A 17,019-nucleotide genomic window follows, 5' to 3' on the forward strand; every position below is an offset into this window, starting at 1 on the left:
TATCTTTTTTATTTAATAAGTCAAGATTTTAATCGCCAAAAATAAAATCACTGTTTTAGGACTCTTTGATTCATTTTTTTAAGACAGAAACCCCCAGCTTTTTTAACAAAGAAAAGGACATTATTCTATCAAAAATAGAACAATATCCTTTCGAATAGTTATAACTAATAAAAATCTTTTAAGGTTTTATTTGTTTTAGTGTCTTAATGTCATACATCACTAATTCACCGTTTTTATTGTAAAACTGAACCCCTTCTGGTTGAAAGATTAGAAACTTAGGATCAATTTGGGCAATTTTCGCTAACTTTTCTATATGTTCATTTAAAGTTACTTTATCTAACCCATAATCTGGTAAATCATCATCATTTTCTTCTTTGGAAATTTCTTTATTTTTTGAAGGAATTTCGTTGGTTGTACCAGTCTCATTCTCCCCTATATTTTTCTTCGGTTGCTCCTCAGTTTTATCTACAGTAGTCTTATTCTTATCACTGTTTTCAGTATTGTTTGAATCAGGTTTTAATTCTTCATTAGGACGCGTAGACGTTTCAGTTTTAGATTCCTTTTCTTTCATTCTTTTGGCTATTAAGTCCTGCGCTTGTTTCCATTCTACTTCTGATAAGTCGGATTTAGTGATACTTCTCAATGAACCACCTCCAGCTCTTGGAATACTAAATGATTTGTCCTCCCATACAAAAGTTTCTTTTGCCAATACATCTTTCGGATCAAAAATATAACCATCTGGAGTTGCAAATCGACCTTCTGCTAGAGCTTTCTGAACTTCTTCAGCAGAATGGATAATTTGCCAATTCTGCATTCCAGCGCGTTTTTCAAGAGGAGTCACATTAGCAATAACGGAACCTGAATCCTCGTGACCCGGCTTAGACCAAACTTCAGGACGAACCTCAGGGTGTTGCATGACATATTTAATAGTCGCAATTTGATCGGGCTCTAACCATGAGTAAGGCACAACATGAATATGATCAATGTGTGGAATAATGAATGAACTTCCAGTATCATAGGTAGTATTCGCTGCATGCATCGGCAAACTTGAGACATCTACAGCTAATCTCGGTTTGATCCCTGTGTCTACTATATCATAACGATAATGATCTCGATCCTTAAGCATGAGTTCTTGTTCAGAAAAAGCAATTTGAGTAAGATCAAGTTCATCTCGAGAGTAGAAGTATTCTTTTCCGTTCTCTTTAAGAACATAGCCTACTTTACCATCTTTAGTCACTTTACCAGTCACTTTTTTTGAATCAAATTTTGGTTTTTCTTTGTTATCCATATTCTCTGAAGGAATAACACTCTCATTAGGTTGGCCTTTTTCCTTCATCCACTTGCTAACTTCATCTAATTCGAACTGTTCTAACTCTCCAAATCCCACATAATGGAAATGATTTCCATGTCTTGCTATAATGCCTGATTTATCAACTGAATAGATAGAATCTTTACTGAATACATATCCATCACTAGTATCGTATGGTTTGCCATCCAGACCTTTACCATAAGCCTTAATTGAATTTCCTAAAAATGTATGCTCAACTGTACTGTTTGTTGGCTTTTGAGTATTTACTGGCCTGTTGTTTCCGTTATTTTGTCCTTTTACAGAAATCATTCTCGCAATCTTCTGCTCTAAGTCAGACATTTGAGAATAAGGGATGAAGTGATAATGATCTCCGTGTGGCACTGCAACACCATTCGCAGTTTTTCTTGTAATCTGCGCTGGATCAAAGACTAGTCCATCTGATTCCACGTGTCGTTGACTAAGTGGCAAGGCATAAAGTTGTTTCAAGAGACTAGATACATCTTCACTTGGACTTTCTTGATAACTATTATCCACTTGTGAGCTAACACTTGGAGCCCATCCTCTAATATTTGTCTCAACTTTACTATAATTTGTTTGTCCGTATGAACTACTATTCGATGCATCTGATGAGCTACTAGAAGAATTTGTAGACGGACGATACCCAACTGAGCTTGTTTGACCACCTTTACCAGATAAGAAGGCTTGAGCAGCAGCTAATTCACTGGCAGACAAGTCACTCTTAGGAATATAGTGGAAGTGATTACCATGAGGAACGATATAAGCATCGCCCGTATCTTCGATGATATCAGATGCATTAAAGATATAACCATCATCTGTTGTATAGCGTCCTTGAGCTCTGGCTACAACTACTGCCTGATCGTTAGAACCTCCTCCGTGATTACTACTATGTTCTTGTTTCTGACGAGTAATTTCTTCTTTTGTTCGAATATTATCCGCATGAGCCGTATCTTTCAGGTAAACATAGTATTTCCCGTCTACCTTAATCACATAACCACCCTTGATTTCATTGACAATATCTGAATCTTTCAACTGATAATTCGGATCTTTCATCAGTAGCTCTTCACTGATGATAGCATTATAAGGGACCTTACCATTATAGTAATGATAATGGTCTCCGTGAGAAGTCACATAACCTTGATCCGTGATCTTGATGACAATCTGCTCAGCATTTATACCTTCTTTTTTACTGACTTCATCAGGTGTCAAAGTCTCTGCCTTTTGACTCGGTTGTTTTCCATCTATATAGGAAACACGATTATTTTCCTTGACTGTTCTAGCTTGATACAGTCCCAACTCGTAAGAACAAACACTTAAAATTAAAGCTGCCGCAGAACCTGCTAGATATTTTTTATTGATTTTCATAATTTCCTCATTTTAATTCTTCTGCAAGAACATTCATGTTTTCTTCAAGATTTTCTAAGTAAGTTTTGTCATTTTCAGGATCTGCTTCTAAAGGATTGAGGGTCTTTAGGCTAACTCCTGTTGATTTGACCAAGGTCTCAGCGACTTTAGAAGAAGCATTGCTCTCAGTAAAGATGGTTTTAACCTTATAGGTCTTAACGAATTCTTGAATTTCTGTTAGTTGTCTCGGACTTGGCTCTTGTTCAGGGGAAATCCCTGCTATACCAAGTTGTTTCAAACCAAAGCGTTTAGCGAGATAAGAAAAGGCTGTGTGTTGTGTAACAAAGGTCTTTTGACTCGCTTTTTCAAAAATAGGCTGGTACTTCTTAGTCAATTCTTGGGCTTTAGCAATAAAGTTTTTAGCATTCTTTTGATACGTTTCCTTATTAGCACTATCAATCTCCGAAAGTTTGTCAGCGATAATCTGAGCTTCTTCACCTGCTTTTTCTGGATCTAACCAAGTGTGAGGGTCGTAGAGTGTTTTTTCATCGATACCGTCACCAGCTTCAACATCTTCCAAACCTGGTACACGCTCCAACGTCATTCCTTCAGAAGCTTCTAAAACCTTAACTTTTGAGTTTTTCAAGTTAGGATCTAGACTTCCAGCCCAAGATTCGAGCGTATGAGAATGGTAGACAAAGACATCCGCGTCATAAATAGCAGCAATGTCATTTGCTGACGGTTCAAAGGAGTGAATCCCACTACTTGACTGAATCATCCGTACATCATTCAAGTCCCCTGATACCTCTTTTACCATGGCATAGATTGGGTAAAAACTTGTTACAATCTTCATCCCTTTTGCTTCTTGTTTTTCTTTTTGACCACATGCTCCTAAGACAAGAACCAGCAGACTTGCCACTAATAATAGAAATGTTCTTTTTTTCATCATTACTCCTTAACTAGTATTTAACCATTTAATTAACTAGTAAATAGTTTATCTTTATTTACACTATATGTCAAGATATTTTGCACATTTTCATGAAAAAAATGAGAACTAGAACTCACATTCTGCTCTCATTTTCGATTAATCTTTTCTAGTTCTCCTATCCTGTTTTTAGGAGTTAGAAAATGCTACTACCTTTACTTGCTCTCCTTTAATAAAGCCAACAACTTTTCAGCTTCAGCCATAATGGTATTGTTATCCTGAGCACCAAATAGCAGGTTATTTTTTAAGCCAGTGAGAGTTTCTTTGGCATTGGACTTGATAATGGGGTCTTGGATCTTTGCAAGTAGCTCCTCAGCCTCTCTCAACTTCGCTTCAACCTTTTCAGTGTCGACCTGAGGTTCTTCTGGTTCCTCTGGTGATTCTTCTTCCGGCTCCTCAGTTGGTTTTGGAGATTCTGGTTTCTCACTTTGAGGCTTCTCTTCGCGTGGCTTTTCTTCCTCAGGTTTGTCTGTCCGAGGTTTCTCCTCTGATGGTTTTTCCGTTTGATTGGTATCAGCTTGACCATTTTGGTTTCTTTGGACATGGTCACTTGCATTGCCCCAACCACTATCTGAATGCGGACGTTCGTTTGGATGTTCGACATAGTACTTGACAGTCGCAAAGAGATCTTCTAGACTATACCCCTTAGGTGCCTCATAAAGTCCTTCGTCAAACCACTCAAATTTGATGTTATGGTAATGATCATAATGAGGAATGATTAAACTACCGTTTTTAACTTCCACGGTATGTTGGAGATTGTAAGGCATACGATCAAGTGGCACCTTCTTAGCTGCTTTCACGCGGTTGTAGATAGCTTCTGCTCCTTTAGCCTCCGTATTTCCTGGATTCTGATGGTCTGTTGAAGGTGGAGTCAAACCTTTCTCTTTAGTATAAGCCTGGGCTGCCGCTCTTTCGGCTTCAGACAAACTATCTTTTTTAATCCAATGGCTATGGGTCATATGTGGAGTTACATAGGCATCCCCCTCATCACTGGTGATATCACGAGGATCAAAGATATAGCCATCTTCTGTTGTATACTTGCCTGCCAACTTGGCTACCTGAATCTCATCATCAGTGTAGGCAATTTGCGCATTTGGTTTTCCTAAACGTTCTGGATGACGAATCGGTGCTAGAAAGGCCAAGATATCATCCACCAACTTGACTTTATCACTGCTTTCATCATTTAAACGTTCCAACAGTTTATCCAAAGTGTCAAAATCAGCTTGACGCCCTTTATTAGCAAGTAAGTCTTGATGAACTGCTGCTAGTAAATCATAAGCCTTATTGTAAAATCCTCGATTAGCAGATGGGAGGTTAGTTTTCTTAGCTCCGAGTTTATGAGACAAACTTTCTTGCTTGTCTAGTTTACTATCAATGGCTGCAGCAGTTTCTGCTGAAAGTTCCTTGGCAGAAATATAACGAGAGATTCCATTCTCCTCAAATACATAGCCATCAGCTACTTTTCGAATCACCTGTTTAACCAATTTTTCATCAATTGGATTGCTTGGAGATGGTTGAGGATTTGGTGCAGGTTGCGGGCTTGGACTAGGTTCCGGAGTCGGTTGTGGACTTGGTTGTTCTGGTCTTGAATCCGGCACCCTATGGTTCGAACTGTACTGTAGAGGAATAATACGAGCGATTCGTTCTTCCAATTCAGACATCTGTGAATAAGGAATGAAATGGTAATGGTTCCCATGAGGCACAGCAACTCCTCTAGCTGTTCGACTTGTAATCTGTGCTGGGTCGAAGACAAGGCCATCAGATTCTACGTGTCGTTGGCTGAGTGGCAAGGCATAAAGTTGTTTCAGAAGGCCATCAATATCCTCATCATTTTGACTTGCTTGGCTATCGTCGCTACCGTTGTTAGATGTGTTCGTGTTCGTATAGCCACTGCCTTGGTTATTATAGGATGGGGTCCATCTATCTACATCGCTACTAGCACTGTTGTTATTGGTACGGCGATAAGTAGGCGTGTTTGATTGGCCACTTCTACCAGATAGAAAAGCTTCTGCTGCAGCCAATTCGCTGGCTGATAACTCACTCTTAGGAATGTAATGGTAATGATTGCCATGAGGAACGATATAAGCATCACCAGTATCTTCAATGATATCAGAGGCATTAAAGATGTAACCATCATCTGTGGTGTAGCGTCCCTGTGAACGTGCCAAGGCTACCGCACCATCGTTTGCTGAAGTCCCTCTTTCACGATGCTGACTATGTTCTTGTTTTTGCCGATTGATTTCTTCTTTTGTACGAACATTATCTGCATGGGCTGCATCCTTAAGGTAGACATAGTATTTTCCATCTACCTTGATCACATAACCGCCCTTGATTTCACTGACAATATCCTCGTCCTTGAGCTGGTAGTTCGGATCCTTCATCAGCAACTCTTCACTGATGATGGCATCATAAGGAACCTTGCCATTGTAATAATGATAGTGGTCACCATGTGAAGTGACATAGCCCTGGTCTGTTATCTTGATGACGATTTGCTCCGCATTGATGCCTTCTTTCTTGCTAACCTCATCAGGAGTCAGATTCTCTGTTTTTTGCGCAGCCTGTTTTCCATCTATATAGGAAATACGATTATTTTCTTTGACTGTTCTGGCTTGATACAGTCCCAACTCGTAAGAACAAACACTTAAAATTAAAGCTGCCGCAGAACCAGCAAGGTATTTTTTATTAATTTTCATCGAAACTCACTTTCTTTTTTGATATTTCTAGTTGCAATTCATTTCTAAATTGCAGAAACTCCTCTCTATTACTTAACTGGTTAATAGTTTACTCCTAAATTTGCAACTTGTCAAGAATTTTATGAACCAGTTAAGTATTTTTTATTCTTCACCGCTACTTTCTCTAGAATGGAGTTTATATAAGAAAGATTTTCTTGAAAGTTCTTAAAAAAATCCCTGCAACTGGGTTGCAAGGACTTTTCGATTAATCAAAATTAACGTATTCTTTTTGAAGTTCAAGAACTTCTTCCATTGTTGAGCATTCTGTAAGGGCACGGTTTGCGTACTCTTCCATCTTAGCTGTATCGAGTTTCTTCATCAAGCTACGTGTACGAAGTACTGATGTTGCTGACATAGAGAACTCATCCAAGCCCATTCCGACAAGAAGTGGAACAGCCTGTTGGTCACCAGCCATCTCACCACACATACCAGCCCATTTACCTTCAGCGTGAGCTGCTTTGATAACGTTGTTAATCAAACGAAGGATTGATGGGTTGTATGGTTGGTAAAGGTATGAAACTTGCTCGTTCATACGGTCTGCTGCCATTGTGTATTGGATCAAGTCGTTTGTACCAATTGAGAAGAAGTCAACTTCTTTAGCAAATTGGTCTGCAAGCATTGCTGCTGCTGGGATTTCGATCATGATACCAACTTGGATATTATCCGCAACTGCAACACCTTCAGCAAGAAGGTTTGCTTTTTCTTCGTCAAAGACTGCTTTCGCTGCACGGAATTCTTTCAAGAGCGCAACCATTGGGAACATGATACGCAATTGACCGTGAACAGACGCACGAAGAAGGGCACGGATTTGTGTGCGGAACATAGCATCTCCAGTCTCAGAGATAGAGATACGAAGGGCACGGAATCCAAGGAATGGGTTCATTTCGTGAGGCATATCGAAGTAAGGAAGTTCCTTATCTCCACCGATATCCATTGTACGAACAACAACAGGCTTACCGTTCATTCCTTCAAGTACAGCCTTGTAAGCTTCGTACTGCTCGTCTTCTGTTGGGAAGTCTTGAGAATCCATGTACAAGAACTCTGTACGGTAAAGACCAACAGCTTCAGCACCGTTGTCATTGACACCTTCAACGTCTTTTGGAGTACCGATGTTGGCAGCCAATTCAAAGTGTTTGCCATCAGCAGTTACTGTTTGTGCATCTTTCAAGAGAGCCCATTCAGCTTTTTGTTTCGCATACGCTTCACCAGCAGCCTTGAATTCAGCCGCTTGCTCATCAGTTGGGTTGATAATAACCTCACCAGTGATACCGTTAACGGCAAGAATGTCACCGTCTTTAACGATTTCAGTGATATTGTTTGTACCCAATACTGCTGCAATTTCAAGCGTACGCGCCATGATAGCTGAGTGGCTTGTACGTCCACCGATGTTTGTTACAAAAGCTTTAACAAAGTTTTTGTCCAATTGAGCTGTATCTGAAGGAGTCAAGTCATGCGCAATCACGATTACTTCTTCATTGATAGAAGCTGGGTTTGGTAATTTTTTACCAAGTAGGTTTGCCAATACACGTTTTGTCACGTCGCGGATATCCGCAGCGCGTTCTTGCATGTATGGGTTGTCTTCCATGCCTTCAAAGATAGTGATAAACATGTCTGTTACTTCTTTCAGACCTGCTTCTGCATTCACTTTCTTCGCACGGATTGTTTCCTTGATTTGGCTGATCATTTCTGGGTCAGCAAGAACCATTAAGTGAGCGTCAAAAACTTGAGCTGCTTCTTCACCGAGCGTACCTACTGCTTTCTCGCGAATAACAGAAAGCTCGTCTTGTGATGCCTGTAGAGCGGCATCAAGGCGAGCTTCTTCTGCGTTTGTATCTTCGACTGTAATAGTCTCAAATGACAAATCCGGTTGAACGAGTAGATATGCTTTTGCAACTGCAACACCATCAGATGCTGCGATTCCTTTAAGCATTTCTGTCATTTTCCTTATGCCAATCCTTCTTTTTCCATAGTTTCAGTGATAGCAGCAATTGCGTCGTCAGCATCTGCACCTTCAGCTGAAATTGTAACGTCAGCACCTTGGCCAACACCAAGACTCATAACACCCATGATAGATTTAAGGTTTACTGATTTACCTTTGTATTCAAGAGTGATATCTGAAGCAAATTTGCTAGCTGTTTGAACCAACAATGTTGCTGGACGTGCATGAATACCTGTTTCTGCCACTACGTGGAAATCTTTAGAAGCCATAGTTTGACTCTCCTTTAGTTATTTCTTTTTTGGATTATATGTGATAACCCTTACAAGACTGTATTATATCACCTTCTAGATAATTTTTCAAGTGTTTTATGGACTTTCTTCTATTTCCTTTCTGATAACTTGCTGAAAATCTTCTATTTATCTTACCAATATACAGTATATAGTTTTTTTGTTTTGATAAACTTTGATAGTTCAATGAAAACCCAATTTTACACTCTGACAAAACACTATATCTTGTGCTTTGTTTTTGAAACTGTAACTTTTTAGCACAAGATTTAGTTTAAAAAGTTTGACAAAGTTTTTTTTTCTGATATACTAAGAAAGTAATCAATTTTGAAAGAGGAGTTACGAAAATGGTAACCGTTTATTCTAAAAACAACTGTGTCCAATGTAAGATGACCAAGCGTTTCTTGGACAGCAACAATGTGGCTTATCGTGAGATTAATCTTGATGAGCAACCTGAGTACATCGATCAAGTTAAAGAGCTCGGTTTCAGCGCAGCTCCTATTATCCAAACACCAACTGAAGTTTTTTCAGGTTTCCAACCAGGAAAACTAAAACAGTTAGCATAATCTTAGTACATCATCCAGAAGAGATTGCTTCTAGGGCTAACTTAGAAGCCTTTCTTTTGTAGTTAGATAAGGGAAATTTTATGGGATTAAAACATCTTGAGGACGTGACCTACTTCCGTCTCAATAACGAAATCAACCGTCCTGTTAATGGACAAATCATGCTTCATAAAGATAAAGAAGCCTTGGATGCCTTCTTTAAAGAAAATGTAGTACCAAATACCATGGTTTTTGATTCAATCACTGATAAAATCAACTACCTCATTGAACACAACTACATCGAAACTGCATTTCTCAAGAAGTACCGTCCAGAGTTCTTGGAAGAATTGCATCAATTCATCAAAGACCAAAACTTCCAATTCAAATCATTCATGGCTGCCTATAAGTTTTACAATCAATATGCCTTGAAGACTAACGATGGGGAATACTATCTTGAAAGCATGGAAGACCGTGTCTTCTTTAACGCACTTTATTTTGCTGATGGTGATGAAGCTGTTGCGATTGATATTGCCAATGAAATCATCCATCAACGCTACCAACCTGCTACTCCTTCCTTTTTAAACGCAGGTCGTGCTCGTCGTGGGGAGTTGGTATCTTGTTTCTTGATTCAAGTAACTGATGACATGAACTCTATCGGACGTTCCATCAACTCTGCTCTTCAACTTTCACGTATCGGTGGTGGTGTGGGAATTTCCCTCAGCAACCTTCGTGAAGCTGGAGCTCCTATCAAAGGTTATGAAGGAGCAGCTTCTGGTGTCGTTCCAGTTATGAAACTCTTCGAAGACAGTTTCTCCTACTCAAACCAACTTGGTCAACGTCAAGGTGCTGGTGTTGTCTACCTCAACGTCTTTCACCCAGATATCATCGCCTTCCTTTCCACTAAGAAAGAAAATGCTGATGAAAAAGTTCGTGTGAAGACCCTTTCACTTGGTGTTGTAGTACCCGATAAATTCTACGAATTAGCTCGTAAAAATGAAGAAATGTATCTCTTTAGCCCTTACTCTGTAGAGCTTGAGTATGGTGTACCGTTCAACTACATCGACATCACTGAAAAATATGATGAATTAGTAGCAAATCCAAATATCCGCAAGACAAAAATCAAGGCGCGTGATTTGGAAACGGAAATCTCTAAATTGCAACAAGAATCTGGTTACCCTTATGTCGTCAACATTGATACAGCCAACCGTGCTAATCCAGTAGATGGAAAGATTATCATGAGTAACTTGTGTTCTGAGATTCTTCAAGTTCAAGAACCAAGCTTGATCAACGATGCTCAAGAATTCCTTCAAATGGGAACGGACGTTTCATGTAACCTTGGATCAACAAACGTGGTCAACATGATGACTTCACCTGACTTTGGTCGTTCTATTCGCGCTATGGTTCGTGCCCTTACTTTCGTTACAGATAGTTCACACATCGTAGCTGTCCCTACTATCGACCACGGAAACAGTTTGGCTCACACCTTTGGTCTTGGTGCTATGGGACTTCACAGTTACCTTGCCCAACAACTCATCGAATACGGATCTCCTGAGTCAGTTGAATTTACAAGCATCTACTTTATGCTTATGAACTACTGGACCTTAGTGGAGTCAAACAATATCGCTCGCGAACGTGGTATTACCTTCCACAACTTTGAAAAATCAGACTATGCTAACGGTAGCTACTTTGACAAGTATGTGACAGGCGAGTTTGTTCCAAAATCAGACCGTGTTAAAGAACTCTTCAAAGATGTCTTTATTCCAAGTGCTGCTGATTGGGCTGAACTTCGCGAAAAGGTTCAAGCAGATGGACTTTACCACCAAAACCGTCTAGCTGTAGCGCCAAATGGTTCTATCAGCTACATCAACGATGTTTCTGCTTCTATCCACCCGATTACACAACGTATCGAAGAACGTCAAGAGAAGAAAATCGGTAAGATCTACTACCCTGCTGCAGGCTTGTCAACAGATACTATTCCTTACTACACTTCTGCTTATGACATGGATATGCGTAAGGTGATTGATGTTTACGCGGCTGCGACTGAGCACGTGGATCAAGGACTTTCACTCACTCTCTTCATGCGTAGTGACATTCCAAAAGGTCTTTACGAATGGAAGAAAGAAAATAAACAAACCACACGTGACTTGTCTATCCTTCGTAACTATGCCTTTAACAAGGGTATCAAGTCTATTTACTACGTCCGTACCTTTACAGACGACGGTGGAGAAGTCGGTGCTAACCAATGTGAAAGCTGTGTGATTTAATTTTTATCTGAGGCAACCACATTTTCTCAGACTACTGATTAAGTTACCCACCAGACAAAACTTGATAAGTATCTTAAATACTATGAAAAACTAAAAAGTCGGTCTTCCGACTTTTTGTGCGATACTCTTCTCAGACTATGATAAAATAGAGAAGATTCTATCATCGCATAATTACATACAGAAAGAGATTTCAAATGGAAACTTACTACAAAGCCATTAACTGGAATGCCATCGAAGATGTCATCGACAAATCAACTTGGGAAAAGCTGACGGAGCAATTCTGGCTTGATACGCGTATCCCCTTGTCAAATGACCTTGATGACTGGAGAAAACTATCAAACAAGGAAAAAGACTTGGTAGGAAAAGTCTTTGGTGGTTTAACGCTTCTTGATACCATGCAATCTGAAACAGGGGTTCAGGCTCTTCGTTCCGACATCCGTACACCGCATGAGGAAGCTGTTTTTAACAACATCCAATTTATGGAATCTGTCCACGCAAAATCCTATTCTTCTATCTTCTCTACCTTAAACACCAAGGCTGAGATTGAAGAAATCTTTGAATGGACCAACACCAACCCTTACCTACAAAGAAAAGCAGAAATTATCAATGAGATCTACCTCAATGGTACGCCTCTTGAAAAGAAGGTTGCCAGTGTCTTCCTTGAAACCTTCCTCTTCTATTCAGGTTTCTTTACACCACTTTACTATCTTGGTAACAACAAACTGGCCAACGTTGCGGAAATCATCAAACTGATCATCCGTGATGAATCTGTTCACGGAACTTACATTGGTTACAAATTCCAACTTGGTTTTAATGAATTGCCTGAAGAAGAGCAAGAAAAACTTAAAGAATGGATGTACGACCTGCTCTATACTCTCTACGAGAACGAAGAAGGTTATACTGAAAGTCTCTATGACGGTGTTGGTTGGACCGAAGAAGTTAAAACTTTCCTTCGTTACAATGCCAATAAAGCTCTTATGAACCTAGGACAAGATCCACTCTTCCCTGATTCAGCAGATGATGTCAATCCTATCGTCATGAACGGTATTTCAACAGGAACTTCTAACCACGACTTCTTCTCTCAAGTCGGAAATGGTTACCTCCTTGGTGAAGTTGAAGCCATGCAAGACGAGGATTACAACTACGGTTTGAACTAATTTGATCAATCATTCAAAATATCATGGTTTGTTTAAAACAACCATGATATTTTGTTTTTGTTTTTTCTATTTGATTGATTGAGCGTTTTATGGTAAGATAATAATAGTAGAAATCGAGGTGATAAGGATGCTAAAGCAAGAAAAACTAGATAGTATTCTAGAAGCAGTAAACACAAAAGGTACCATTACTGTAAAAGAGATTATGGAGAGTCTTGATGTGTCAGACATGACAGCTCGTCGCTACTTACAAGAATTGGCAGATAAGGATTTGCTGGTTCGTGTGCATGGTGGTGCTGAAAAACTTCGTACAGGTTCTCTCTTAAACAACGAACGCTCAAACGTTGAAAAACAAGGCTTGCAGATTGCTGAAAAACAAGAAATTAGCCGTTTTGCGGGTCATTTGATTGACGAAGGTGAAACCATTTTTATCGGGCCAGGAACAACCTTAGAATGTTTTGCTCGTGAGCTCCCAATTGATAATATTCGTGTTGTAACAAACAGTCTTCCTGTCTTTCTCATCCTAAACGAACGAAAACTAACAGATTTGATTTTGATTGGCGGAAATTATCGCTCTATCACTGGTGCTTTTGTAGGAACACTCACCTTGCAGGATTTGACCAACCTTCAGTTTTCTAAAGCTTTTGTAAGTTGTAATGGTATTAAGGATAAGGCAATTGCTACTTTCAGTGAAGAAGAGGGCGAGGTACAACGAATCGCCTTGAACAATGCCAATAAAAAATACTTACTGGCAGACCACAGTAAGTTTAATAAGTTTGATTTTTACAATTTCTACAATATCTCAGAAATTGATACCATCGTTTCAGATTCCAAACTGAGTCAGGAGACATTTGAAGACCTGTCGAAACAAACAACCATTCTTTTATCAAAACCATAAAAATTCCCCTGCCTTTTGGCGGGGAATTTTTGTTGAATTTTATTCAATAAGTTGTGTCTCAGCTAGTTTCTTGTACCAGTGAGCCGATTTCTTTGGATAGCGCTCCTGAGTCTCAAAATCAACATAGAAGAGACCGTAACGCTTTTCATAGCCATTTGACCAAGAAAAGACATCCATTAGCGACCAGATAAAGTAGCCTTTGACTTTGGCTCCATCAGAGATTGCATCTGAAATCACTTCCATATGTTTCTTAACATAATCAATCCGCCCATCATCGTAGACTGTTCCATCCACAAACTCGTCTTTGTATCCGAGACCATTCTCTGTGATGTAAATCTTCTTGTAATTTGGGTAATCTTTCTTTACGCGCATGATTTGGTCATACAAACCTTGAGGGTAGATAATCCAATCCCAATCCGTACGTGGGACATAGTCAGGCGCCACTCGACGTCCAACTCCCTTAATCTGATATTTAGAACTTCCTTTTTCACCTTTTCCATTGTGGATGATTTCCGTCTCACCATCAAAGGCTTGCATCCAATCACTCATGTAGTAGTTAATTCCAAGGAAGTCATTCAGGTCTTTTGCTGCTTCTAGGACTGCAAAGTCTTCTTCACGCAGATCTAAGCTTCCACCATTGACTGCTAAGATATGGTTGACACCTTCCATTGTTTCTTCGGAATATCGTCCTAGATAAGTCGCATCCAAAATAAATTTATTGTGAATGATATCTTCTAACTCGGCTGAACGAACATCTGCTGGATTATCTGGATCCAGAGGATACTTAGTAGGCAGTGCATGAACCACACCAATTTCACCCTTATATCCCTTATCCTTGAAAAATTTTACTGCACGCGCATGCGACACCATCATATTGTGATGAGATTGGAAGACTTTGGCAAGGTCGTACTGAATACCTGGAGGGAATTTTCCAACCAAGTATTGACCATCTCCTATCGGCCCAATTTCATTAAAGGTTGTCCAATAGTTGACTTCTGGGAATTCTTCAAAACAAAAAGCCGCGTAGTCTACAAAGTGTTCAATGTTTTCACGGTTTAAGAAATCTCCATTTGAATGAAGTGCTTCTGGCGTATCAAAGTGATGAAGAGTTACAAAGGGCTCAACATGCCGTTTGTGACATTCTGCAAATAGATTATGATAGAACTCAACCCCCTTGTCATTAACCTTCCCATAACCAGTTGGAAAGATACGTGACCAAGCGATTGAAATACGGATACCATTGACACCATACTCTTCTGCAAGTTTGAGGTCAACTGGGTATTTGTGATAGAAATCACTGGCTGGTTCAGCAGTGTACCAGTAGTTATCTTTGAGGTATTTGTCCCAGGCAACTGGTCCTTTACCATCAGTATTGGTCGCACCTTCTGCTTGATAGGCTGCTGTTGCCCCGCCAAAAATAAAGTCTTTTGGAAGTGTTTTTGTCATTTGATTCACCTTTCAAGAAATAGAAATGAGATGGAGATAGAGTTGGGAGGAATTCCGCCATCTCACTTCTTTGCTATTTACCTTTTATTCTTCAAACTGCGCTTGAACAAAGGCAAGAGCACCTTTTCCATCGCGAGTCAATTTAATGTATTGCCCACCTTCTGTCTTGGCAAGTTTGATACCAAGTTTGTCGGTTTCGGCCTTCATGTCTTCAAAGTTTGAAGCAACTTGAGGAGCAAGGATAACCAGATCAAACTCAGGCAACATTTCACGGTGAGCACCATAGCCACCAGCTGCTGCTTTAACAGGAACCTTGTACTCCGCAGCTGCTTTGTTTAGAGCATTTGCAAGGAGACCACTTGTTCCTCCACCTGCACAGAGAACCAAGACATTGGTTTCTTCAGTAATTGTGTTTTGCGTTGCTTCTACACCAGCTTTTTCAAGAATAGCATCTGCTTTGGCAGTATTGAAGTTTGCAGCTACTTTTTCTTTTAATTCATCATTGGCTTTACCAGAACGTTCTTCTTCAAGGATTTGTTCATCATAAACCTTGAGGAATGGATAGTAAATGGCTACGTCAACAAGGATTAACAAAGCAGCAAGTACAAATGACAAGAATTGGAAGTTTGTACCGAGAACAATACCGAGCGGACCTGGTGTTGTCCAAGGAAGGTTGGCAGTAAATGAGTTCATGCCAAGCGTTTCAATGAAGAATTTAAAGATCCAGACGTTTGCGATTGGCGCAAAGATGAATGGAATAAAGAAGATTGGGTTCAAGACAAGTGGTGCACCAAACAAGATTGGTTCATTTACACCAAAGAAGGTTGGAACTACTGACGCTCGTCCGATTGCACGATTTCGTTTTGATTTTGTTAACCACATGAACATGAATGGAACAACCAGTGTCGCACCAGTACCACCCATGGTAACGATAAACATTTGTGTACCAGAAGTAAGAATCTTGTCAGCGTGCATACCTTGTTGGAGAAGGTTCAAGTTTACTTCGGCATTTGCATAGGTAATAGCTGCGATTGCTGGCTCGACGATTGAAGGACCGTGGATACCAACAAACCAGAAGAAGGCAAAGGCACCAAAGATAATGGTAATACCAAGATAGCCATCAGCTGCAGAGAATAATGGTGCAAAGAATTTACCGATTGATTCTGCTACGCTTGCTCCAACAAAATGACGAGCTAGTAAATCAAGGGCGTAAAGAGAAACAACAGATAGAGTGAATGGAATCACATCTTTAAAGACTTGTGAGATATTGGGTGGAACTTCGTCAGGCATTCGAATAGTGACGTTGTTCTTAACACAAACCTTATAGATTGCTACGGTTACAAAGGCAGCAAGAAAGGCTGAAAGCAAACCTTTTGTCCCAAGGAAACCTGTCGCAAAACCACCTTCAATCGGGTCAGCTGCTAACATCAACAAACCAACAATCGCTGCCAACAATGTTGACATATAGTTGATTTGATTGGTTTTCTCCATGCTACGGTTTACTGAGTCGGTCAATGACTTAGCTGTTGTACCAGCTACCAAGAGAGCTAGAATCCCCATTGAATAGCTATAAGGTTTCATGAGGAGATTAACAACATCATCAGACCATTTAAAGCCCCATGAGTTAGGAACAAAGGCAATCAAGATAAAGATACTTGAGAAGAGAATAACAGGCATACCTGCAATGAAACCATCACGAATAGCACGAAGATAGATATTACGAGATAATTTCTCAAAGAAAGGTTTTCCTTTCTCGATAAATGCGATTAATTTATTCATTACTTAACTCCTCTCTTATAGAGTTCGATTAAATGGTGCATCAAATCTTTGAGCAAGATGGTTGTCATCAAGTGATCCTGACCATGCATCATGGTTACACTATAGGCCAAATCCTCACCAGCGGCTTCCTTGGTCAATAGACTTGTTTGCGCGTGATGAGCCTCGGCGATACAGCCACCAGCTTCCTCAACTAAACTATCCGCTTTCGCAAAATCGCCAGCTTCAGCAGCCTTTAAAGCTTCCAATAGTTTTGATCGAGCATCGCCAGCATAGGCAACAATTTCAAAACCTAACAATGTTACTTCTTCTCTATTCATGATAGAAT

The 17,019-nt window shown here is 39.9% G+C and carries 12 protein-coding genes; 4 read left to right on the forward strand and 8 right to left on the reverse strand.

The genetic code is table 11. The annotated features are described in order from the left end of the window. Window positions 1–178: 178 nt before the first annotated feature. The 5 genes from SOR_RS05235 to SOR_RS05255 all read right to left on the reverse strand — a co-directional run bounded on the left by SOR_RS05235 (window position 179) and on the right by SOR_RS05255 (window position 8,596). A complete protein-coding gene (locus SOR_RS05235; protein ID WP_000700249.1) occupies window positions 179–2,692 on the reverse strand; it encodes a pneumococcal-type histidine triad protein in 2,514 nt (837 codons plus the stop codon). A gap of 7 nt (window positions 2,693–2,699) precedes the next feature. After that, window positions 2,700–3,617 (reverse strand): metal ABC transporter substrate-binding protein, encoded by a 918-nt coding sequence (locus tag SOR_RS05240; RefSeq protein ID WP_000747424.1) that lies wholly within the window; start codon window positions 3,615–3,617, stop codon window positions 2,700–2,702. A 194-nt stretch (window positions 3,618–3,811) separates the two neighbouring features. Beyond that, complete coding sequence (locus tag SOR_RS05245; protein ID WP_000700235.1) at window positions 3,812–6,349, reverse strand: pneumococcal-type histidine triad protein; 2,538 nt, start codon at window positions 6,347–6,349, stop codon at window positions 3,812–3,814. A 244-nt stretch (window positions 6,350–6,593) separates the two neighbouring features. Beyond that, the gene (gene ptsP / locus SOR_RS05250) at window positions 6,594–8,327 is read right to left on the reverse strand and encodes a phosphoenolpyruvate--protein phosphotransferase (RefSeq protein ID WP_041170815.1); all 1,734 of its coding nucleotides are present in this window, start codon (window positions 8,325–8,327) and stop codon (window positions 6,594–6,596) included. Between the two features lie 5 nt (window positions 8,328–8,332). Continuing rightward, window positions 8,333–8,596, reverse strand: coding sequence for a phosphocarrier protein HPr (locus tag SOR_RS05255; protein WP_000146948.1), 264 nt, complete (start codon window positions 8,594–8,596; stop codon window positions 8,333–8,335). Window positions 8,597–8,958: 362 nt separating this feature from the next. Between SOR_RS05255 and nrdH the strand changes: the two genes are divergently transcribed. The 4 genes from nrdH (at window position 8,959) to SOR_RS05275 (ending at window position 13,469) form a co-directional block, all read left to right on the forward strand. Then, complete coding sequence (gene nrdH / locus SOR_RS05260; RefSeq protein WP_000259239.1) at window positions 8,959–9,177, forward strand: glutaredoxin-like protein NrdH; 219 nt, start codon at window positions 8,959–8,961, stop codon at window positions 9,175–9,177. An 80-nt stretch (window positions 9,178–9,257) separates the two neighbouring features. Continuing rightward, on the forward strand, window positions 9,258–11,417 hold the full coding sequence (gene nrdE / locus SOR_RS05265; RefSeq protein WP_000523279.1) for a class 1b ribonucleoside-diphosphate reductase subunit alpha: 2,160 nt from the start codon (window positions 9,258–9,260) through the stop codon (window positions 11,415–11,417). A gap of 194 nt (window positions 11,418–11,611) precedes the next feature. Next, window positions 11,612–12,574 (forward strand): class 1b ribonucleoside-diphosphate reductase subunit beta, encoded by a 963-nt coding sequence (gene nrdF, locus SOR_RS05270; RefSeq protein ID WP_000451380.1) that lies wholly within the window; start codon window positions 11,612–11,614, stop codon window positions 12,572–12,574. Window positions 12,575–12,701: 127 nt separating this feature from the next. After that, a complete protein-coding gene (locus SOR_RS05275) occupies window positions 12,702–13,469 on the forward strand; it encodes a DeoR/GlpR family DNA-binding transcription regulator (protein WP_000917583.1) in 768 nt (255 codons plus the stop codon). 39 nt (window positions 13,470–13,508) lie between these two features. Here SOR_RS05275 and lacG read toward each other — a convergent pair whose 3' ends face one another. From lacG to SOR_RS05290, 3 genes are all read right to left on the reverse strand, one after another. After that, window positions 13,509–14,915, reverse strand: a complete 1,407-nt coding sequence (lacG, locus tag SOR_RS05280; protein WP_000169307.1) for a 6-phospho-beta-galactosidase — start codon at window positions 14,913–14,915, stop codon at window positions 13,509–13,511. Window positions 14,916–14,999: 84 nt separating this feature from the next. Further along, window positions 15,000–16,694 (reverse strand): lactose-specific PTS transporter subunit EIIC, encoded by a 1,695-nt coding sequence (locus tag SOR_RS05285; RefSeq protein WP_001037307.1) that lies wholly within the window; start codon window positions 16,692–16,694, stop codon window positions 15,000–15,002. Next, on the reverse strand, window positions 16,694–17,011 hold the full coding sequence (locus SOR_RS05290) for a PTS lactose/cellobiose transporter subunit IIA (RefSeq protein WP_001078319.1): 318 nt from the start codon (window positions 17,009–17,011) through the stop codon (window positions 16,694–16,696). Before SOR_RS05290 ends, SOR_RS05285 begins: the two co-directional genes overlap by 1 nt. Between the last annotated feature and the right edge of the window lie 8 nt (window positions 17,012–17,019).

Source organism: Streptococcus oralis Uo5, from assembly GCF_000253155.1.
Classification (GTDB): Bacteria; Bacillota; Bacilli; order Lactobacillales; family Streptococcaceae; genus Streptococcus; species Streptococcus oralis_L.